Consider the following 21,755-nt stretch of genomic DNA (forward strand, 5'->3'; position numbering starts at 1 on the left):
CCTGGTGACCTCACTGACGTGAGGCCACGCCGTCATGCAACAGACTCCGACGCGATGATCGGGCGGATGTCGCGGCCGTCCCTCGGGCACACCCAGGAAGGAACACCGTCCACCACATCGGGTTTGGCGGGATGGGGGTGTCCCGGGCAGGTGGGCACCGGATCGCCGTGGGTGCTTTCCAGAACCTCCTCCTGAAGCTGGTCCGCGAGCATCCTGATCGATTCGGCGTCCGGCAGGGAGTTCGGAAGTCTCACCATGGACCCTGATCCCCCGGGGTCAAGGGAGAGGCCGACCAGCACGCCCGGCTCACCGCCTCCCCAGGAAGCACTGTCGGAACCCAGACGAAGGGTGGAGCCGGGTTCGAGTCCGCTTTCAATGATAAAAGCATTGACATTTTCCAGTTCCGTGACGGTCAACCTGGATGTGCGAGGACTCCCGAGTTGGCGGAGGATATCCTCCGCCCACTTCCTGACGGCGTCTGCGCTTCGCTTCTGGTTCACTGTTCGGCCCGGACGCCAGCGGACCAAGCGATGGTGCCATCGCCAGAATTTCCTGCAACATTGACTCGAAATATCAGAATATCTTCACATTGGGTTCTGTCACCGTCGTCCGCTGGCGCTAGTGTTCCGTGCCAGTGGTAGCTCTTGCCTTGGGCGGTGTGTGGAGAATTCTGCGGCATGCCCCTCCCGTTCCTTCTCCAGGAGATCCCATTCTCCTCGACTTGGCTCGTGATGATCCTCTGCGCCTGGCGGGATATTTTGTACCCTCAGTCGATGTTGCCGATTCCACAATTTTAGAGGACTCGGGCAGTCTATCAGTTGGAATCGCGCATCTTCGGTTTGCGCAGGGGGACGTGCCACTCGAGGTTGAAAATTCCTCATGGGGTCACGCAAAATAACAAAAGATCAGCACATGAAATCTGAATTGGGAAAAATGTGTCAATATAAAATTAGATTGCACTTTTGGCGTGCGGGGGATGTGTCGGTGCCCTCGGGCTCGGCGCCGACACGATTCTTCGGTGGACGAAGGAGCGAGGTGCCGCCCTCATCGCGGTCGAGGCCCGTGGCGGCCGGGGTGTCGCCCGTCGCCTCGACGGGCCCGCCCCGCAGTGGCCAACGAGTCCTCCGTTTCCAGCCGGACCGCCCGGATGGTGCGGAGGGAACGGCGGTCCGCACTTGACCCGTCCCCCGACGTCCGGGTTTAACGTTTGGACGACGAGGAGGTGCGCATGCGTGCAGGTGAGGCGGCTGCGGCCGCTGGCGTGACGATCAAGGCGTTGCGCTACTACGAGGAGTGCGGTCTGCTCAGGCCCGACCGCGCGGCCAATGGCTACCGCGACTACAGCGCGGAGGACGTCCGGCTGGCGGAGGAGATCCGCAGCCTTGCGGCGCTCGGCCTCACACCCAGGGAGACCAGGCCATTCCTCACCTGCCTGCGCGCGGGACACGAGGTGAGCGACCACTGCGCGGAGTCGCTGGCCGCCTACCAGCGAAAGATCGAGGCGCTCGACCTGCTCGTCGCCCGGCTGGCCCGCAGCCGGGACCAGTTGATCCGCCGCCGTGACGCGGCGGCCCAGCGAGGATTTCCCATCCCGGCCGCCACCGAGCCGACGAAGGAGCCCGACATCATGCTGCCCAAGGCCGATCCCCTGCCCGCCGACCTGCCGGCCCCGGTCGACGACGGCGCCGCTGACCACCTGCCCGGCCGCACGCTCCCCGCCATGTCGTTCACCAGCACCGACGGCAGTGACCTACTCCTGGACGAGGTCTCCGCGGACCGCTGGGTGCTCTTCCTCTACCCGCTCACCGGAGACCCGGCCGCCGACGTCCCCGAGGGCTGGAACGAGATTCCCGGTGCCCGGGGATGCAGCCAGGAAGCCTGCGGCTTCCGCGACAACCTCGACGTGTTGAGGGCGCAAGGCGTCGAACGTGTGATTGCCCTGTCCTCGGACCGGGCCGACTACCAGCAGGCGCTCGTGGATCGCCTGCACCTGCCCTACCCGATGCTCTCCGACCCTCGACTCACGCTCGCGGACCAGCTCGGGCTCCCCACGTTCGAGGCCAACGGCCAAACGCTCTACCGACGCCTGACCCTGCTGCTGCGCGGCGCCACGATCGAACACGTCTTCTACCCGGTCTTTCCGCCGGACACCCACGCCGACGAGGTGGCCCGGTGGTGCCGCGGTCATCGCGATGCGTGACCGAGGCGATCGAGGGGGTGCCGCCCTGGCCGGAACGGCACCCCTCGCTGCCGCGGGTGAGGACGAGACGGCCGGTCCGGCACCCGGTTCGCGGTCATGTCGGCTCGCCCGCACACGGTGAGGTCGGCGGTTGGGCCACCGCCGCTGCGGTTCCTCAGGGCCTGCCCGGTGGATCGTGGCTCACGGTCGCCAGCAGGTTTGTCACCAGGGGGTTTCGTCGGTGGCGTGCCCGGCGGCTGAGGCGATCCAGCGCTGATGCCGCACCTTCGACGCCTGGTTCGGGAACAAGCAGACCCCCGAGAACGGCTTCCTCGAACCGAGCCCGGAGCCGAAGCTCGAGGGGCATCCGGAGTTCGAGCCGGCGTCCTTGAGCAGGACCGCGATGCTCGGGACTCCGGACGAACTCATCGAGCGGACGCGCCGCGACGAGTACGGCCTCCGGACGGACAACGGCCTGCCGCACGAGGAGAGGCGAAAGTCCCTCGAACCGTTCGTCAAGGAGGTCATGCCGGCCCTCCGGTAGGCGGCACGATGCCCGGCCCCATGGTGACTCTGTCGACGTGACGCCGCGCGCGGTCCGGTTCCGCCCGCACTCCTGAGGTTCTCGCGGGCGGGGCCGGGCATGCCGGAACTGGCGACGTGAGCGTCCCCCTATATCAAGGAAACCGCGCCGCTCCGCTGTGTGCCAGGCCGGAGTCCCGACCTGTGGACCAAGGGCCGCGCAACGAATCGCCGAGCCCTCACGGCCCGGCTGAACCGGAGCGTGCGAGGTCAGGCCGGGGTGACGCCCCGCGGCGGATCGAAGGCCCGCACCGGCGGCAGCGGGTCCGTGAACGGCTCCACCCGCACCCGGGTCAGCTGCCCCGTGCACGCCTGGGACAGCGACGACGTCCCCACGTCCTCGGTCAGCGCGTTCGGGTTGCCGTGCGCGCAGGTCGCCCCGTCCGCCGACGGGTCGAACCACGCGCCCGTCGACAGCTGCGCCACCCCCGGCCGGAGCGCGTCGCTCACCACCAGTCCGGCCAGGCACGACCCGCGCGCGCCGACCACCCGCACCACGTCTCCGTCGGCGACCCCGGCGGCCCGGGCGTCGTCCGGGTGCATCCGCAGCGGCGCGCGGTCCCGGACCTTCTGCGACCGGCTGTGCGCCCCCATGTCCTGCTGGCTGTGCAGCCGCCCGCTCGGCTGGTTGGCGAGCAGCACGAGCGGCCGTGTGGCGTCCTTCTCCACCGCCGGGCCCGGCAGCCACACCGGGTGCCCGGGGCAGTCCTCGTACCCGAAGGACGCGATCGTCTCCGAGTACAGCTCGATCCGCCCGCTCGGCGTCCGCAGCGGCCGCCCCTCCGGATCCTCGCGGAACTCACCGAGCAGCGCCTCGTCCTCCACCCGGCCCGGGATCTCCACCCGTCCCCGCGCCCAGAACGCGTCGAAGTCGGGCACCTCCAGCCCCCGGCGGGCCGCCATCGACCGCCAGCGCCCGTAGATGTGCCGCAGCCACTCCCCGCTCGTCCGGCCCTCGGTGAACTCCTCACGCACACCCAGCCGCTCGGCCAGGTCGGCGTAGGTGTCGTACTCGTCGCGCGCCTCACCGTGCGGCGGCACCGCGCGCGGCATCGCCCTGACGGTCAGGTCGCCCTGGCTCGCGGTCAGGTCGTCGCGCTCCAGGACGGTCGTCGCCGGGATCACGATGTCGGCGTGGCGCGCCGTCGCCGTCCAGTGCGTCTCGTGCACCACCACGGTCTCCGCCCGGCCGAACGCCCGGCTCAGCCGCGTGAGGTCCTGGTGGTGGTGGAAGGGGTTGCCGCCCGCCCAGTACACGAGCCGCACGTGCGGGTAGCGCCGTTCGGCCCCGTCGTACCGGTAGGCGCCGCCCGGGTGCAGCAGCATGTCCGCGACCCGCGCCACCGGGATGAACGAGTCCACCGGGTTGTCGCCCTGCGGCAGGCGCGGCAGCCCCAGTGGCGTCGCCCCGCCCCCGTAGCTGCCCATGGAGCCGTACCCGGACGCGAACCCGCCGCCGGGCAGACCCACCTGCCCCAGGCAGCAGGCCAGCGCCAGCCCCGCCCACAGCGGCTGTTCGCCGTACCGGGCGCGCTGCACCGACCAGCCCACGTTGACCAGCGTCCGCCGCGCGGCCATCCGCCGTGCCAGACCCCTCAGACGCTCGGCCGGGACCCCGCTGATCGCCTCCGCCCACTCGGGGGTGCGCGCCGTCCCGCCGGGCCGCCCGCGCCCGTCGCGCTCGCCCATGACGTAGGCGCGCAGCCGGTCGGCGCCCACCGTGTACCGGTCGAGGAAGCCGGTGTCGGCCAGCCCCTCGTCGAACAGGACGTGCATGAGGGCGAGCAGCACCGCGGTGTCGGTGCCCGGGGCGACCGGCACCCACTCGGCCCGAACGCCCTTGTCGGTGTCGTCGGCCAGCGGAGACACCGACACGAACTCCACGCCCGCGTCGGCGGCCCCGCGCATCGCGGGACCGGCGGTCTGGGCGGCACGGCCACCGGACGACGTCCACGTGTTGGACACCCGCAGACCGCCGAAGGTCACCAGCAGCTCCGTGTGTCTGCGGATCTGGGTCCACGCGGGGGCGCGGTGCAGCAGACGGTTGGCCGCCGGAGTGCCCAGCAGCCGGGGCATGAGCACCTCCACGGCCCCGTGGCTGTAGGTCGTTCGCGAGCGCGTGTACCCGCCGATCGTGTTGAGGAACCGGTGCAGCTGGCTCTGCGCGTGGTGGACGCGGCCCGCGCTGCCCCAGCCGTAGGAGCCGCCGTAGATCGCGGCGTTGCCGTGCTCGGCGCGCACCCGGTCCAGCTCGCGCGCCAGCAGGTCCAGGGCGGTGTCCCACCCCACCTCGACGTACTCGTCCTCCGGGTCGCCCCGGCGCGGGTCCGGTCCCGGACCGTGGTCGAGCCACCGGCGGCGCACCGCCGGACGCGCCACGCGCGACGCGTGGTGCTGAGCCTCGGGCGTGTTGCCCATCACCGGGGACGGCGCCGGGTCGTCCGGGTCCGGGCGCACCCCCACCACGCGGCCGTCGTCGACGACGACCTGGTAGCTGCCCCAGTGGGCGCTGGTCGGGTGGCGCGTGGCGGACATGGTCACTCCCGGTCTTCGTGCTCTCCGGGGCGCGTCGGGCCCCCGGACCACACCCTACGCACCGCACGGTGCGATGATGAGCCCCGCGCCCCGGCACAGGGCGGGGCGACGCCACACGGCGTGACGTCGGTGGCGGCACGGACGAACGGGTGAGCGGAGCGGGAACGGCGATGGGCGAACTCAGGTCGCGGCGGTCGGTACTCGCGGTGCCGGGGTCCAACCCCCGGTTCGTGGAGAAGGCGCGGGGACTGGACGTCGACGCGTTCTTCCTGGACCTGGAGGACGCTGTGGCGCCGCTGGAGAAGGCGGCCGCGCGCGAGAACGTCGTCCGGGCGCTCAACGACGGCGGGTGGGACGGGAAGCTGCGCTCGGTGCGCGTCAACGACGTGTCGACCGAGTGGGCCTACCGGGACGTCATCACCGTCGTGGAGGGCGCCGGGGCCGCACTGGACTGCCTCGTGCTGCCCAAGGTCACCTCCCCGCGCGACGTGCACTGGCTCGACACCCTCCTCACCCAGATCGAACGCGCCGCCGGACTGGAGGTCGGCCGGATCGGCATCGAGGCCCAGATCGAGGACGCGCGCGGCCTGACGGAGGTCGACGCGATCGCCGCCGCGTCTCCCCGCCTGGAGTCCCTCGTCTACGGGCCCGCCGACTTCATGGCCTCGCTCAACATGAAGAGCCTGGTCGTCGGCGAACAGCCACCCGGGTACGACACCGGTGACGCCTACCACTACGTGCTCATGCGCATCCTCACCGCCGCGCGCGCCCACGGGCTCCAGGCCGTCGACGGCCCCTACCTCCAGGTCCGCGACGTGGACGCCTTCCGGCGCTCGGCGGCCCGCACCGCGGCGCTCGGGTTCGACGGAAAGTGGGTCCTGCATCCCCTCCAGGTCGAGGCCGCCAACGAGGTCTACGCCCCGACCCAGGAGGACTACGACCACGCCGAACTCATCCTGGACGCCTACGCCCACGCCACGACGGTCGACCGCCGGGGCGCCGTCATGCTCGGCGACGAGATGCTCGACGAGGCCTCCCGCAAGATGGCGCTCGTCGTGGCGGGCAAGGGAAGGGCCGCCGGACTCCGTCGCACCCGCTCCTTCACTCCCGGGGCCTAGATGTATTGACCACGGAGGTTGGTAACACCCACCCCGGCTGACACACGACAAGAGGGCCTTCGGTAACGGTGTGGATTGCGACGTCTACACCAAGCACCAGAAGGCCCTCGATGCCCCACGCTACCCACACCAACGCCAAACTCACACCCACCGGACGCCTGGCCCTGGCCCGCTGTGTCGTCGAGGACGGCTGGCCCCTGCGACGGGCCGCCGAACGCTTCCAGGTCAGCACCACCACCGCCAGGCGGTGGGCCACCCGCTACCGGATGCTGGGCCAGGCGGGCATGCACGACGCCTCCAGCCGCCCCCACCACTCGCCCCGACGCACCCCCACCCGCCGCGAACGCCGCGTCATCAAACTCCGCCTCACCCGCCGATGGGGACCCGCCCGCATCGGCGGACACCTTCGCATGCACGCCTCGACCGTGCACCGGATCCTGACCCGCTACCACTGTGCCCGTCTGGCCCACACCGACCGAGCCACCGGACGGGCGGTGCGCCGCTACGAACGGGCCCGGCCCGGCGAGCTGGTGCACGTGGACATCAAGAAACTCGGCAACATCCCCACCGGCGGCGGCCACAAGACCCTGGGGCGCGCTCAGGGCCGCAAACACCGCTCCAAGGTCGGGTACGCCTACATCCACAACGCCGTGGACGACCACACCAGGTTGGCCTACAGCGAGATCCTGGCCGACGAGAGGAAGGAGACCGCGACCAGCTTCTGGGAACGCGCGCATGCCTACTTCGCGTCGGTCGGCATCACGGTGGAGCGGGTGCTGACCGACAACGGGGCCTGCTACAAGTCCCACGCCTGGCGCGATGTGCTCGCCGACCAGAAGATCAAGCACAAGCGCACCCGCCCCTACCGGCCCCAGACCAACGGCAAGGTCGAGCGGTTCAACCGCATCCTGGTCGAGGAGTGGGCCTACGCCCGCCCCTACACCAGCGAGGCCGAGCGGCGGGAGGCGTTCGGGCAGTGGTTGCATCACTACAATCACCACCGGTTCCACACCGCACTCGGCGGCCCTCCCGCCTCCCGTGTTCCTAACCTCTCAGGTCAGTACACCTAGATCCTGTCCCCTGGACGGTCACCCGAGCGGGTGTCGTTCGGGCGCCCGAACACGGTCCGAAGCGAAGCGGAGGACCCGAGAACACCGCCTGACCCCCACCGGGCGCCCGGCGACGCGGGCCCTCCGGCTCCAGACACACCCTCACCGGGCTCTTACCGCCCTCTCACCCGGATACGCGACGATGTTGCCCATGGAAGCCACCTCCGCCGCGGCCACCGTGCTGGTCGCCGACGACGACCGGGCGATCAGGGAGTCACTGGAACGCGCACTCCAACTGGAGGGTTACGAGGTGCGCACGGCGGCGGACGGAGTCCAGGCGCTCGCCTCCGTGCACGCCGAGCCCGTGGACCTGCTCGTCCTCGACGTCATGATGCCCGGTGTCGACGGCCTGGGCGTGACCCGGGTGCTGCGCGCCGAGAACGACCGCACCCCGATCCTCATGCTCACCGCGCGTGTGGAGACCCCCGACCGCGTGGCCGGACTCGACGCGGGCGCCGACGACTACCTCGCCAAACCCTTCGAGCTGGACGAACTCCTCGCGCGGCTGCGGGCCCTGTTGCGCCGGGCCGCCCCCGCCACCGAGGAGGGCGCCGTGGAGGGCCCGCTCCAGGTCGGTGAACTGCGACTCGACCCGCTCGCCCGGCGGGTCTGGCGCGGCGACCGCGAGATCGACCTGTCCAAGACCGAGTTCGACCTCCTGGAACTCCTGGTTCGCAACGAGGGGATCGTCCTCGACCACGCGACGATCTACGACCGCATCTGGGGCTACGACTTCGGACCCGAGTCCAAGAACCTCGCCGTCTACATCAGCTATCTGCGCCGCAAACTGGAGGGCGGCGGCCCGCCGCTCATCCAGACCGTCCGCGGCGTCGGGTACACCCTCCGCCCATGAACGCCCCGCCGCCGAACACTCCTCCGGACGCGCCGCCGCCTCCGGGCCCACCGCCTCGGGGCACACCGCCGTCGGGCGCGCCCCGCCCCTGGTGGCGCGGGCTGGTCGACCAGCCGCGCGACTGGCGGCTGGGCACCCGCTTCGCGGTCCTGTTCGCCCTGGTCGCGGCGGTGACGATCGCACTGGTGGGCACCCTCGCCTACACCACCGCCGCCTCGCTCATCCGGACCGACGCCCGGGAGGAGTTCGACCGCACCGTCGAGGGGCTGTCCGAGGAGCTCGTCGCCCGCCACGCGTCGGGGGGAACGGAGTCGGTCGGCAGGGCTCTCGTCATCATGTCCAGCGGGAGCTTCCAAGCGCAGTACCTCAGCCCGGTCGGCACCCGGTCGGTCACCGCCGCCGACCCCGACCAGGTCGTCATCCTCCCCTCCGACGAACGGGACCTGGAGATCGCCCGGGACACGGAGCCGGGGGTCACCGACGTGCGCGAGGTCAACGTCGAGGGCCGCGACTTCCGCCTGGCCACGGTTTCCTTCGGCGCGGAACGCGGAGCCATCCAGCTCCTGCAGCCCCTGTCCCCGGTGGAGGCGATGATCGACCGGCTCGCCACCCAGATCCTGTGGGTGGGGCTGCTCGTCGCGCTCGCCGCCGCCGCGGCGGGCTGGCTCGTCGGCCACCGGACCACCCAGCGCCTGGTCCGCCTCACCGACGCCGCCGAGTACGTCAGCTCCACCGGACGCCTCGACCCGGTCGGTGGCGGCGAAGGCGGGGGTGAGGCCGGACGTGACGAGGTGGGCCGCCTCAGCAGCGCGTTCGACGCCATGCTCGGGCGCCTGGCCCGCTCCAAGGAGGAGCAGCGCAGACTCGTGCAGGACGCCGCCCACGAACTGCGCACGCCGCTGACCAGCCTCTACACCAACGTTCAGGTGCTGGGCAGAGTGGACCGGCTCACCCCCGAGGCGCGCGAACGGCTCATCGACGACCTCCGGGGCGAGACACGCGAACTCACCTCGCTCGTCAACGAACTCGTCGGCCTGGCCACCGGCGAGCGCGAGGACGAGCCCCAGAGCACGGTCGTCCTGGGCGACGTCGCCGAACGCGTCGCCGTCCGGACCCGGCGGCGCACCGGTCGCGAAATCACCGTGCACGCCGACGACAGCACCGTGTGGGGCCGACCCAGCGCCCTGGAACGCGCTGTCGCCAACCCGGTGGAGAACGCCGTCAAGTTCGACCCCGAGGGCACCGCACCCATCGAGATCCGTGTGCACGAAGGCGTCGTGGAGGTCCTCGACCGCGGACCCGGGATCGCCCCCGAACAGCTCGGCCGCGTCTTCGAACGGTTCTACCGCGCGACCGAGGCCCGCGGCCTGCCCGGCTCCGGCCTCGGGCTGGCGATGGTGCGCGACATCGCCCGGGCGCACGGCGGCGACGTGTTCGCGCGCAACCGGGAGGGCGGCGGGGCGGTCGTCGGGTTCCACCTACCGCTGTTCACGCCCCCCGGCGAAGGCGGCTGAGGCCCGACCGCTTCGGCCGATCAGCCCGCCGACCCGGCCGCGGCCCCGATCACCGCGCCGCGCGCGGCGTCGCGGTAGATGCGCTCGAACCGCTCCAGGGAGTCCGCCAGCCGGTGCCGCTCCGCCATGGCCCGGCTGCGCTCGCCCATCCGCGACCGCCGGTCCTCGTCGGCCACGACGTCCGCCACCCGCAGCGCCAGCGCCTCGTGGTCACCGGGTGGGAACAGGTACCCGTTGCGCCCGACCTCGACCAGGTGCGGCAGGGCCATCGCGTCGGCCGCCACCACGGGCAGGCCGCTCGCCATCGCCTCCAGCGTGGCGATGCTCTGGAGTTCGGCGATGCTCGCGATGGTGAACACGTCGGCGCAGCGGTAGACGTCCGGCAGGTCGGCGTGGGACACGAACCCCAGGAAGACCACCCGGTCCGCGACACCCTCCGCCGCGGCCACCGCCTCCAGCCGACGTCGGCCGCCACCCTTGCCGACCAGGGCCAACTGGAGATCCGGGATGCGAGCCACGGCGCGGATCAGCTCCTCGACGCGCTTCTCCTCGTCCAACCGCCCGACGAAGAGCATCGTCCGGCGATCCGGCAGGCCCAGACGGGCGCGCAGCCGCCGACGCTCGGGGGCGCCCGCGCGCGAAGGGCTGAAACGGACGAGGTCGATCCCGCAGGAGACCGGTTCGACCGTCCGGGTGAACCCCTGCTCCCGCAGCAGCCGCGCCGCCGCGGGGGTCGGCGTCGTCACGTGCTCGGCGTCCGACAGGACCGTGCGCAGGTCCCACCAGGCGAGCCGGGCCGCGTGCGGTCGCAGGGAATCGGGCACCCGCAGGTAGTCGAAGAGGTTCTCCGGCATGAAGTGGTTGGTCGCCACGACCGGGACACCGTGGTCGCGCGCCGCGCGGGTGAGCGTTCGGCCGACGATGAAGTGGTTCTGGACGTGTACCGCGTCCGGGCGCAGACGGGACAGCAGGCGGTCGAGGTGGCCGCGCGCTCCGGCCGGGACGGTCAGGCGGACGCTCTCGTGGGCGAGCGAGGGCATCGACCGCAGCCGGTGCTCCACCACCCCGTCGCGCTCGGCCACGTACGGCCGCCCCCCGGAGGAGGGGCACACGACGTGCACGGACACACCACGCTCGGCCAGGCCCCGGGCCAACCGGGCGGTGAAGTAGGCCGCGCCGTTGACGTCGGGAGGGTAGGTGTCGGTTCCGATGAGGAGCCGGATCCCGCGGTCCGCGCGCCGGAGGGGCGCGGACCGGGCGCCATCCGGGTCGGGGTCCGTGGGGTGGCGGGGGCGGGGGAGACGAAGGACGTCGACATGGGGTGCTCTCCTGCGGGCGGGACGGCGTTGGGGGCGCGCCGGACAGGCACGAGTGTGGATCACGTGAGTTGACCGCCACCGACCTTCCGGTGACGGCGGAGCGACCGGTCAGGTAGCACCTGACTCAGCGGTCGGCCGGGAGCCCGCCGAGCGCCGCCGGTGGCACGGAAACCCGCCCGGGGGCGGAGGCGGTACCACCCGTACGGACACGCGTGAGGGGCGGCCCGGGACCCCCATGCCCGGGACCGCCCCTCGGGAGGGACGACCGTGGTCGTCAGGTTCAGTCGCCGATACCGTCCGGGCCCCCCGACCTGACGGAGGAGGAGGTCTGCTCCCCGAGCGTCACCGTCACCTCCCGCACGTCGCCGGAGCCGCCCTCCAGGACCCCGAAGGTCACCTCGTCACCGGGCCGGTGGGAACGGATCAGCGCGATCAGCTGATCGGGCGAGGAGACCGTCTCCCCGTCGACGGACACCACCACGTCACCGGCGGACAGCCCCGCCGCCTCGGCGGCACTGTCCCTGTTGACCTCCACGATCTCCGCTCCGCCCGCCGTGCTGCGGGTGATGGTCGCCCCGATCGCGGCGTAGCTGGCGGAGCCCTCCTCGACCAGCTGCTCGGCGATGGGCCGGACCTGGTTGACCGGGATCGCGAACCCCAGGCCCACCGATCCGCTGTCCTGCGAGATCCCGGCGATCGCGGTGTTGATCCCGATGACCTCGCCGTTCATGTTCACCAGCGGTCCCCCGGAGTTGCCCGGGTTGATCGCGGCGTCCGTCTGGATCGCGTTGATCACCGTCGAGGTGGGACCGGCCTCGCCCTCGGCCACGCCCGTGTTCACCGGTCGGTTCAGCGCGCTGACCACACCCGTGGTCACCGTGCCGGACAGCCCCAGCGGCGAGCCGATCGCGACCACGTCGGCCCCCACGCCGACCTGGTCGGAGTCGCCGAGCACCGCCGGTTCGAGGCCGGTGCGGCCCTCGGCCTGGATCACCGCGATGTCGGACACCGTGTCCGAACCCAGGACCTCGGCGCGCGCCGTCGATCCGTCGTTGAACGTCACCTGGAGGGCGTCGCCCGGGGCGGCCTCCACCACGTGCGCGTTGGTGAGGATCTGGCCGTCGGAGGAGATGATCACCCCACTGCCGCTGCCGTTGGCGGTCTCGATGGACACCACGCTCGGCAGCACGGCGTCGGCGACCTCGCCGACCTCACCCTCGGTGGGCGTCGACCCCTGGTCACCGGTGAGCGAGCTGATCGGGGACGACACTCCTCCCGGCAGCAGGTAGGCGGTGCCCACCGCGGCGATCGGGCCCACGATGAGGCTGGTGATCAGGGCGGTGACCGCCGCGACGGTGACGACGCGCCCTCCGCGGGGCTTGTCGGGCCGCGGTACCGAACCCGGGGGAGGCCCCTGGTGGCCGAACGGCGGCTGCCCCGGACCGCCGCCGTGCCCACCGGGTCCTCCCGGCCCCTGGACTCCTCCCGGCCCGCCGAAGGCGGAGTGTCCGCCGGAGAACGCCGAGCCGCCACCGCCGGGTCCCCCCGGGCCCCCGTGCGGCGGAACCGGGCCGCCCGCGTGGTGGGCGTACACACCTGGGTGGCCACCGGCCGGGCCCCCGCTCGGGCCGGTGGACCAGGCGCCCTCGGCGCCGGGCGGAGGAGGCGCGGGATAGGTGTAGGCCGCCTGGCCGGACGCCTCCGGGCCGGCCCAGTCGCGGTCGGGACCGGAGGGGAGGAACCGCGGCCCGGTCTCCTGACCGGACACGGCGTCCGGCGCGGTGTCCGGCACCGCGCCGGGGGCGTCGTCCCCGGCCTCCCGGCCGGCGGATGCGGCCTGCTGGGCGTCGTCGTCCTGGGAGGAGCGCTCCCCGGCCGGGCCGGACGCCTCGGGCTGGTCGGCGGGCCCGGCCGGACGGTACTCGGGCTCCTCGTTCCCGGCCGCCGTGCCTGCACTCGGTTCGTTGGGGTTCAACTCAGCCTCCGACTCGCGGGACGATCCCTGCTGACGGGTTCCATGATGGTTCGCGTGGGTTAGAGCAGGGTGAGAGACCGATATGGCAAGGTTTCGAGTCCGTGTGACGCAGTCTTCCCCGGAACGATAACGTCCTTCTGCCACCGTGGCGTAAAGGAAGGGCAGGCCTTGATCAAGATCGTTCTGGCGGACGACGAACACCTCGTCAGAGGGGCGATCGCCGCGCTCCTCGGGTTGGAGGAGGACCTCGACGTCATCGCCGAGGTCGGCCGGGGCGACCAGGTCGCCGACGCCGTCCGCGCACACGGCGCCGACGTCGCCGTCCTCGACATCGAGATGCCCGGCGCCACGGGGCTGGAGGTCGCCGCGCGGCTCAAGGAGGAGGCACCCGGTTGCGGGGTCGTCATCCTCACGAGCTTCGGCCGCCCGGGGTACCTGCGCCGGGCGCTGTCCTCCGGCGCGCGCGGCTTCCTGGCCAAGGACGCCCCCGTCGACCAGTTGGCCGGGGCGATCCGCCGGGTCCACGACGGAGGGCGCTACATCGACACCGACCTGGCCGCCGCGGCGATGGTCGGCGGTGAGAGCCCCCTCACCGACCGTGAGACGGAGGTGCTGCGGGCGGCCTCGGACGGGGCCACCGTCGCGCGGATCGCCAGGTCGCTGCACCTGAGCGAGGGGACCGTGCGCAACTACCTGTCCAACGCCATCGGCAAGACCGGTGCGGACAACCGGATGGCGGCCATCCGGACCGCCCAGGACATGGGGTGGCTGTAGGGGCCCGCGCGTGCGTGGGAAGCGGTGCCCTCCTCCGTCCGCTCTCAGCCGGACCGGCCGGTGGTGGAGGGGCCGGTGTCGGCCCGGGCCCTCCGGAAACGGGTGCGGCCGTCCCAGGCCCACCCCTGGCGCCGCCCCCGCTCACAGCAGGCGCAGCACCATCATCGCCGTGTCGTCGGTGTGCCCGCCGGGAGCGTACTCCTCCAGCTCCCGGTCGATCCGGCTGATCACCGCCTGCGCGGTCAGCCCCGCGCACCCGGAGAAGATCTCCTTCAGCCCCTCGTCGCCCAGCATGTCCGCGTTGCTCCGCCGCTCGGTCACGCCGTCGGTCACCGCCAGCACCACCTCGCCGGGGCGCAGGTCCACGCTCTCCGTCTCGAACCCCACGTCCTCGAACGCGCCCAGCAACGGCTGCGAGGACCCGAACGAGTTCACCTCGCCCTTCTGGTTCAGCCGCAGCGGCAGCGGATGTCCCGCCGACACCATCCGCACCCGCATCCCGCCACCGCTGTCCGTCGCTGGGGTCATCTCCCCGTACAGCATGGTCAGGAACCGGGTCGAGGTGTTCTCGTCCAGGATCGCCATGTTCAGCCGCTGCATGATGTGCGCCGGGGAGAACCCCTCCCTCGCCAGAGCCCGCAGCGTGTGCCGCGCCAACCCCGTGATCGCCGCGGCCTCCGGGCCTGTCCCGCACACGTCGCCGACCGCGAAACACCACCGGCCGCTGGCGGCGAACACGTCGTAGAAGTCCCCGCCGACCACGTTCTTCTCGTCTGCCGGACGGTAGAACACCGCGTGGTCCACACCCGGGATGACCGGCTCCTTCTCCTTCGCGGGAAGGAGGCTGCGCTGGAGCGCGCCGCTCATCGACGCCTGCCGCTCGTGCAGCCGGGCGTTCTCCATCGCCGACGCCACCCGGCGGCTCAGGTCGTCGGCGACGTCCACCTGGTCGCGGGTGAAGTCGCCGGCCTCGTCGTTGCCGATCGTCATCCGGCCCAGGGCGCGACCGTGTGCCACCAGGGGGATGCTGATCGCCGGGCCGTGCGTGAGCTCGCGGACCAGCTCCTCGGCCAGTCCCTCCTCCTCGAGCTCCGCCGGGCTCCACAGGGGCCGCGGCTCGCGCTGTTCGCGCGGCGGCTCACCGGACAGCAGGTCGCGCAGGATGTCATTGAGGTTCTCGTCCCGGTGCACCACGTGCGTCAGCTGGTAGACGCCCAGGTCGTTGGTGGTGTGGATGGCGCACCACCGGCCCAGCCGGGACGTGATCAGCTGCGCGGCGAGCGCCCCGGTCATCCGCTCGTCCAGGGTGCCCGCCAGCAGGTCGCTCGCCTCGGCGAGGAAGCTCAACGACGCACGGCGGCTCAGCTCCACCTCGGCCAGACGGGACCGCTCCACGGGAAGGGCGATGCGGTCCGCCCCGTCCTGGAGCCGCTGCGCCGCCGCCGGGCCGAAGTGCCGCGTCCGTTTCGACGCCACCCCCAGCAGGCCCGTCACCCGGCCGTCCACGATGAGCGGCGCCGTCACCAGGGAGCGCATCCCCGCGCGGGAGAGCCGTCCCCGGTTGGCGCGGGCGATCATCAGGTCGTCGTTGATCGTCGGCCCCGGCTCCGGCGCCGCCGACGGGAAGGCCTCCTCGGTGCGCACGCGCAGCGGGCGCCACGGGGACCCGTCGACGGTCAGGCCGACCGCCGATCGCACCTCCCACATGGTCTCGTCCGACGTGGCCAGCGCGATGTAGGCCGCGTCCCCGCCCAGCGCGGTCGCGGCGTACTCCACCGTCCGCTCCAGGAGTTGCCGCAGGCTCAGCCGCGAGCTCAGCGCCGCGTCCAGCGACGACCACGCACTGCGCGACGGGCGGTTGCCGCCCGTGGTGCCCCTGCGCACCGGGGGCGACTCCAGTGACGGAGGAGACGACGACCGTGTGGCGTCCTCGATGCGGAACCACACCGCCTTGTCCTCACGCCCGTAGCTCACCCCCCAACTGGAGGCGATCGCCGAGGCCAGGGCCAGCCCGAGGCCGCCCGGCCTCCGATCCCCGGAGGCCGGTTCGGCGTCGACCGTCAGCGGACCCGCCTGCGGCACCGCGCGCTCGGGCGCCGAGTCGGTCACCATCACCTCGATACAGCCGTCGATCCGGCGCACCGCCGCCTCCAGCGTTGAACGCGCATGGACGACGGCGTTGGTGACCAACTCGCTGACCAGGAGGATCACGTCATCGAACGGCTCCGGCACCCCCCAGGAGACCAGGGTGTCGTGGACGAATTCCCGGGCCGCGGCCGCCGTCTCCGGGGCGGGCGGGAAATCTCGTCGGGCGACCTTCGACGCGTCGTGTACTGGCAAGCCGTGCAAGTCCTTCGTCACTGGGCGTGGGGCGGCGGGGAGTACGCCTGCCCTTGTAACGATACGCCGGGGGCGCGGTCCGGGAGGCGCGGATACGGCGGAGTGCTGTTCTGGTGGGACCGACATGGCCAACCCGCCTGTGCCGGGCACCACGGCCAGTTAGTCTAAGTCACCGACACATCGGCTTCTTTCGGGTGGTATAACGCGGCGGTAGCGTGAGGTGTCGCCGGGCGACGGGCCACGAGCCCACCCGGCGGACTGACGCGCGGCCGGCTCCGTCTCGGCGGGCCCGGGCCACGAGCGTGTACGGGTGGGAAGCCGAGGTGGACACAGACCAGCAGGAGGGGTTCGATGCCCGACGCGGCCAAGGAACTGGCTGAGGAACAACTCGACGAGATTCTCAGTGCCCTGTACCGCATGCGGGACGGCGACTTCAGCGTGCGCCTCCGCCAACGCGGCAGCGGCGCGATCAAGGAGATCGCCTCGGTCTTCAACGAGGTGGTCGACCACAGCGAACAGCTCAGCAACGAACTCCAGCGCGTCGGCCAGGTCGTCCGCGACGAGGGCCGACTGCACGAGCGCGTCGCGGTCAACCCCTCCCGTGGGGCGTGGGGCGAGAGCGCCCGCGCCCTCAACGACCTCCTCGACGAGGTCGCCGAACCCGTCACCGACGTCGCCCGCGTCCTCGACTCCGTCGCCGAGGGCCAGCTCAGCCGCCGCGCCTCCACCGAGGGCCGCAGGGGCGAGCTCAAGGGCGACCTCCTGCGCCTGGCCACCACCGTGAACCGCATGGCCGACCAGATGAGCGGCTTCACCGAGGAGGTCACCCGGGTGGCCCGCGAGGTGGGCACCGAGGGCAAGCTCGGCGGCAGCGCGCAGGTCGAGGGCGTCTCCGGTGCCTGGCGCGAGGTGACCGAGTCGGTCAACCAGATGGCCTCCCGCCTCACCAACCAGGTGCGGGACATCTCCGCCGTGACGACGGCGGTCGCGCGCGGTGACCTGAGCAAGAAGATCACCATCGACGTCCAGGGCGAGATGCTCGACCTCAAGGACACCGTGAACACGATGGTGGACCAGCTGTCCACGTTCGCGGACGAGGTGACCCGGGTGGCCCGCGAGGTGGGCACCGAGGGCAAGCTCGGCGGCCGCGCCAACGTGCGCGGGGTCCAGGGCATCTGGAAGGACCTCACCGAGAACGTCAACTCCATGGCGGACAACCTCACCAACCAGGTGCGGGACATCTCCCAGGTGACCACCGCCGTCGCCCGGGGCGAACTGACGCGCAAGGTCGAGGTCGACGTCCAGGGTGAGATGCTCGCCCTGAAGAACACCGTGAACACCATGGTCGACCAGCTGGACTCGTTCGCCGACGAGGTCACGCGGGTGGCGCGTGAGGTGGGCACCGAGGGCAAGCTGGGCGGCCGGGCCAACGTCAAGGGCGTCTCGGGCATCTGGAAGGACCTGACCGACAACGTCAACTCGATGGCCAACAGCCTCACCTACCAGGTCCGCAACATCTCCCAGGTGACGACGGCCGTCGCCAAGGGTGACCTGAGCAAGAAGATCACCGTGGACGCCCAGGGTGAGATGCTCGACCTCAAGGACACCATCAACAAGATGGTCGACCAGCTGGACTCCTTCGCCAGCGAGGTCACGCGGGTGGCGCGCGAGGTCGGTACCGAGGGCAAACTGGCCGGTCAGGCCCATGTCCGGGACGTCTCCGGGGTCTGGAAGGACCTGACGGACAACGTCAACTCGATGGCCAACAACCTGACCTACCAGGTGCGGCAGATCTCCATGGTCACCCGCGCGGTCGCGGCGGGCGACCTGACCAAGAAGGTCACGGTCAACGCCAAGGGCGAGATCCTGGAGCTGAAGGACACCATCAACGTCATGGTGGACCAGCTCTCGGCCTTCGCCGACGAGGTGACCCGGGTGGCGCGTGAGGTGGGCACCGAGGGCAAGCTCGGCGGCCGCGCCGACGTCAAGGGCGTCTCGGGCATCTGGAAGGACCTCACCGAGAACGTCAACTCGATGTCGCACAACCTCACCACCCAGGTGCGCAACATCTCCGAGGTCACGACCGCGGTCGCCGCCGGTGACCTGACCAAGAAGATCGACGTCAACGCTCAGGGCGAGATCCTGGAGGTCAAGACGACCGTCAACACGATGGTCGACCAGCTCTCCGCGTTCGCCACGGAGGTCACCCGCGTCGCCCACGAGGTCGGCAGCCAGGGCCAGCTGGGCGGCCAGGCCAAGGTCGAGGGCGTCTCCGGCACGTGGAAGCAGCTCACCGACAGCGTGAACGGCCTGGCGGGCAACCTGACCACCCAGGTGCGGGCGATCGCCGAGGTCGCCAACGCCGTGGCCAAGGGCGACCTGACCCGCCGGATCCAGGTCGACACCCGCGGCGAGATGGAGGAGCTCAAGGACAACATCAACCTGATGGTGTCCAACCTGCGCGAGACCACCGCCACCCAGCAGGACGCCGACTGGCTCAAGTCCAACCTCAACCGCATCTCCGGCCACATCCAGGGCCACCGGGACCTGCACGAGCTGGCCCGCCTCATCATGACCGAGGTGACGCCGCTCCTGAACGCCCAGCACGGCGCCTGCTACCTGCCCGAGGACCAGGGTGACCAGGACGTCTTCCGCCTCTACGCGGGCTTCGGGTTCGCCCCGGAGGAGAGCCGCCGCCGTATCCGCAAGGGCGTCGGACTGGCGGGCGAGGCCCTGGAGCAGCAGATCGAACAGCAGGTCGGCAATCTCCCGTCGGGCTACGTCACCGTCCAGTCCGGCCTCGGCCAGGCCGAACCCCGGCACCTGTACGTCCTGCCGATCATCTCCGAGGAGCGCTCGCTCGGCGTCATCGAGTTCGCCTCCTACGAGGAGTTCCGGGAGATCCACAAGAACTTCCTGCGCCAGCTGGTCGCCCTGCTCGGGACCACGATCAACACCATCCTGGCCAACAACCGCACCGAGTACCTCCTCGAACAGTCCCAGCAGCTGACCAGCCAACTGCGCGAGCGTTCCAACGAGCTCCAGCGCCAGCAGGAGGAGCTGCGCGGCAAGAACGCCGAACTGCGCCAGAAGGCCACCCAACTCGCCAACCAGAACCGGGCGATCGAACTCCAGAACCAGCAGATCCAACGCTCCAGGAACGCCCTGGAGGAGCGCGCCCACCAACTCCAGGTCTCCTCCAAGTACAAGTCGGAGTTCCTGGCGAACATGTCGCACGAGCTGCGCACGCCGCTCAACAGCCTGCTGATCCTGGCCCGACTCCTGGCCGACAACGCCGAGGAGAACCTCTCGCCCAAGCAGGTCGAGTTCGCCCAGACCATCCACAAGGCGGGCAGCGACCTCCTGCTGCTCATCGACGAGATCCTCGACCTGTCCAAGGTGGAGGCGGGCCGCGCCGAGGTCCAGCCCAGCGAGGTGTCCATCGCCCAACTCGTCGACTACGTGGAGGCCACCTTCCGCCCGGTCACCGGGGAGCAGGGGCTGGCGTTCGCGGTGGACGTCTCCCCCGACATCCCCGGCACCCTGTGGACGGACGAGCAGCGTCTCCAACAGATCCTGCGCAATCTGCTGTCCAACGCGGTGAAGTTCACGCCGCAGGGCGAGGTGCGCCTGCTCATCGAGCCCGCGTGGGCGCTGGAGGACGCCGACCTCGACATGTTCGTGGAGGACGAGGAGGTCATCGCGTTCACCGTGGCCGACACCGGCATCGGGATCGCGGAGGACAAGCTCCAGGTGATCTTCGAGGCCTTCCACCAGGGCGACGGAGGAACCTCGCGGCGGTTCGGCGGCACCGGCCTGGGCTTGTCCATCAGCCGGAACTTCGCGCGGCTCCTGGGCGGTGAGATCCGCGTCCAGAGCGTGGCCAACCAGGGATCGACCTTCACCCTCCTGCTCCCGGTGCGCCTGCCCGAGGACGCCGGCGAGCGCGGTGAGGAGACCACCGGGGTGGACACGGTCCCGGCGCTGGGGTCCTCCAGCGGTCAGGACCCGCTCACCGACGGAGCCACCGATGTCGAGTACGTCATGCCCGACGAGGACTTCGACGCGGCCCTGGCCGCCCTGACCGACATCGGCAACGAGCCGCTGCCCAGCGTCCCGGTGCTCAAGACACCCGAACCCGCGGCCGAGAGCGAGCGGGAGTCCGAGTCCGGCGGAGAGCGCGCCGAGGCCCGGACCGACCCCGAACGGCGCGCCATCCTCAGCGGGCAGCGGGTCCTCATCGTCGACGACGACGTCCGCAACGTCTTCGCCCTCACCAGTGCGCTCGAGGCCCAGGGGCTGGAGGTCCTGTACGCCGACAACGGCCGTTCGGGCATCGCCATGCTGGAGGCCAACGAGGACATCTCGCTCGTCCTCATGGACGTGATGATGCCCGAGCTGGACGGCAACGCGACCACGCGGGCGATCCGGGAGATGCCCCAGTTCGAGGAGCTGCCGATCATCTCCCTCACCGCCAAGGCGATGCAGGGCGACCGGGAGCGCAGCCTGGCGGCCGGTGCCACCGACTACGTCACCAAGCCCGTCGACCTGGACCACCTGCTGGACGTCATGCGGCGCTGGCTCACCGCCGACCGCTCGGAGACCATCGCCGGAGCCGCCGCCGACACCGACGGATCCGGGGGCGGCGACGCGGCGGGGTCCCCCAGGGGGCACAATGGCGCCACGGAAGACGACACCCGCACCGGCAACGGAGACCACCCGAACGGGGACGCCGACGGCGTCGGCGCCGCCCCGACAGAGGACCTGGAGTAACGAGCAGTGACCCAGAAGGCCAACATCCTTCTCGTGGACGACCGAGAAGAGAACCTGATCGCGCTGGAGGCGGCCCTCACCTCCCTCGACCAGAACCTGGTCCGGGCGAGCTCCGGTGAGGAGGCGCTCAAGCACCTTCTGGGTACCGACTTCGCGGTCATCCTGCTCGACGTCGTGATGCCGGGCATGGACGGCTTCGAGACGGCCGCGCACATCAAGCAGCGCGAGAAGACCAAGGACGTGCCGATCATCTTCCTGACCGCCCAGGAGGTCGACCGGCACGAGGTCTTCCGCGGCTACGCCTCCCGCGCGGTGGACTACCTGCTCAAGCCGTTCGACCCGTGGGTCCTGCGCTCCAAGGTCGAGGTGTTCGTCGAACTCCACCAGCTCAAGGCGCAGATGCGTGAACAGGCGCGCAGTCTGCAACGCGACCTCGGCCAGGAGACCGGCGAGCCCGGCCGTGTCCTGGCCGAGCGGCTCGCCCAGCGCTCCCGCCAGGTCCAGGGCGACCTGGCCGCGCTGCGCGAACACATCATGGCCAACTACCAGGACAGCGACCAGCCGCTGGTGGACGGGGTACGACGGATGGACCGCTCGGTGAGCCAGCTGTCCACGCTGGTGGACACGTTGTACGGGCCCGCCTAGGTCGTGTTTTTCGGGCCTGCCGCTTCGCTTCGGCCCGCC

General features: G+C 71.2%; 14 protein-coding genes. 9 read left to right on the top strand and 5 right to left on the bottom strand.

Features of this window, described 5'->3' with window-relative positions; all coding sequences use genetic code 11:
• Window positions 1-32: 32 nt before the first annotated feature.
• Window positions 33-416: a hypothetical protein gene (locus KIK06_RS27355; protein WP_268645629.1), complete on the bottom strand. Its 384-nt coding sequence runs from the start codon at window positions 414-416 to the stop codon at window positions 33-35.
• Window positions 417-1,228: 812 nt separating this feature from the next.
• On the opposite strand from KIK06_RS27355, the gene KIK06_RS27360 reads away from it, so the two are divergent.
• Both KIK06_RS27360 and KIK06_RS27365 read left to right on the top strand, forming a co-directional pair.
• On the top strand, window positions 1,229-2,200 hold the full coding sequence (locus tag KIK06_RS27360) for a MerR family transcriptional regulator (protein ID WP_268645630.1): 972 nt from the start codon (window positions 1,229-1,231) through the stop codon (window positions 2,198-2,200).
• A gap of 382 nt (window positions 2,201-2,582) precedes the next feature.
• A complete protein-coding gene (locus KIK06_RS27365; RefSeq protein WP_268645631.1) occupies window positions 2,583-2,723 on the top strand; it encodes a hypothetical protein in 141 nt (46 codons plus the stop codon).
• A 248-nt stretch (window positions 2,724-2,971) separates the two neighbouring features.
• Here KIK06_RS27365 and KIK06_RS27370 read toward each other — a convergent pair whose 3' ends face one another.
• Complete coding sequence (locus KIK06_RS27370) at window positions 2,972-5,296, bottom strand: molybdopterin-dependent oxidoreductase (protein WP_268645632.1); 2,325 nt, start codon at window positions 5,294-5,296, stop codon at window positions 2,972-2,974.
• A 170-nt stretch (window positions 5,297-5,466) separates the two neighbouring features.
• Here KIK06_RS27370 and KIK06_RS27375 point away from each other — a divergent pair, with 170 nt between their 5' ends.
• The 4 genes from KIK06_RS27375 (at window position 5,467) to KIK06_RS27390 (ending at window position 9,890) form a co-directional block, all read left to right on the top strand.
• Window positions 5,467-6,414 (top strand): HpcH/HpaI aldolase/citrate lyase family protein, encoded by a 948-nt coding sequence (locus tag KIK06_RS27375; protein ID WP_268645633.1) that lies wholly within the window; start codon window positions 5,467-5,469, stop codon window positions 6,412-6,414.
• Window positions 6,415-6,524: 110 nt separating this feature from the next.
• Entirely contained in the window at window positions 6,525-7,484 is a 960-nt protein-coding gene (locus tag KIK06_RS27380) for an IS481 family transposase (protein ID WP_268643059.1), read from the top strand.
• 190 nt (window positions 7,485-7,674) lie between these two features.
• Window positions 7,675-8,376, top strand: a complete 702-nt coding sequence (locus KIK06_RS27385) for a response regulator transcription factor (protein ID WP_268645634.1) — start codon at window positions 7,675-7,677, stop codon at window positions 8,374-8,376.
• A complete protein-coding gene (locus KIK06_RS27390) occupies window positions 8,373-9,890 on the top strand; it encodes a sensor histidine kinase (protein ID WP_268645635.1) in 1,518 nt (505 codons plus the stop codon). The genes KIK06_RS27385 and KIK06_RS27390 overlap by 4 nt, the downstream gene beginning before the upstream one ends.
• Window positions 9,891-9,910: 20 nt before the next feature.
• On the opposite strand, the gene KIK06_RS27395 is transcribed toward KIK06_RS27390, so the two are convergent.
• Complete coding sequence (locus tag KIK06_RS27395) at window positions 9,911-11,113, bottom strand: glycosyltransferase (protein WP_442789836.1); 1,203 nt, start codon at window positions 11,111-11,113, stop codon at window positions 9,911-9,913.
• A 376-nt stretch (window positions 11,114-11,489) separates the two neighbouring features.
• Window positions 11,490-13,184, bottom strand: a complete 1,695-nt coding sequence (locus KIK06_RS27400; protein ID WP_268645637.1) for a trypsin-like peptidase domain-containing protein — start codon at window positions 13,182-13,184, stop codon at window positions 11,490-11,492.
• Between the two features lie 168 nt (window positions 13,185-13,352).
• Here KIK06_RS27400 and KIK06_RS27405 point away from each other — a divergent pair, with 168 nt between their 5' ends.
• A complete protein-coding gene (locus KIK06_RS27405; protein ID WP_017598638.1) occupies window positions 13,353-13,958 on the top strand; it encodes a response regulator transcription factor in 606 nt (201 codons plus the stop codon).
• 141 nt (window positions 13,959-14,099) lie between these two features.
• On the opposite strand, the gene KIK06_RS27410 is transcribed toward KIK06_RS27405, so the two are convergent.
• Complete coding sequence (locus tag KIK06_RS27410; RefSeq protein WP_268645638.1) at window positions 14,100-16,298, bottom strand: SpoIIE family protein phosphatase; 2,199 nt, start codon at window positions 16,296-16,298, stop codon at window positions 14,100-14,102.
• A 351-nt stretch (window positions 16,299-16,649) separates the two neighbouring features.
• On the opposite strand from KIK06_RS27410, the gene KIK06_RS27415 reads away from it, so the two are divergent.
• Together KIK06_RS27415 and KIK06_RS27420 are read left to right on the top strand one after the other, a co-directional pair.
• Window positions 16,650-21,071: a HAMP domain-containing protein gene (locus KIK06_RS27415; RefSeq protein ID WP_268645639.1), complete on the top strand. Its 4,422-nt coding sequence runs from the start codon at window positions 16,650-16,652 to the stop codon at window positions 21,069-21,071.
• A 6-nt stretch (window positions 21,072-21,077) separates the two neighbouring features.
• A complete protein-coding gene (locus KIK06_RS27420) occupies window positions 21,078-21,716 on the top strand; it encodes a response regulator (RefSeq protein ID WP_017598641.1) in 639 nt (212 codons plus the stop codon).
• Window positions 21,717-21,755 lie beyond the last annotated feature (39 nt).

Origin of the sequence: Nocardiopsis sp. EMB25 (genome assembly GCF_026797795.1) — a bacterium.
Taxonomy (GTDB): domain Bacteria; phylum Actinomycetota; class Actinomycetes; order Streptosporangiales; family Streptosporangiaceae; genus Nocardiopsis; species Nocardiopsis lucentensis.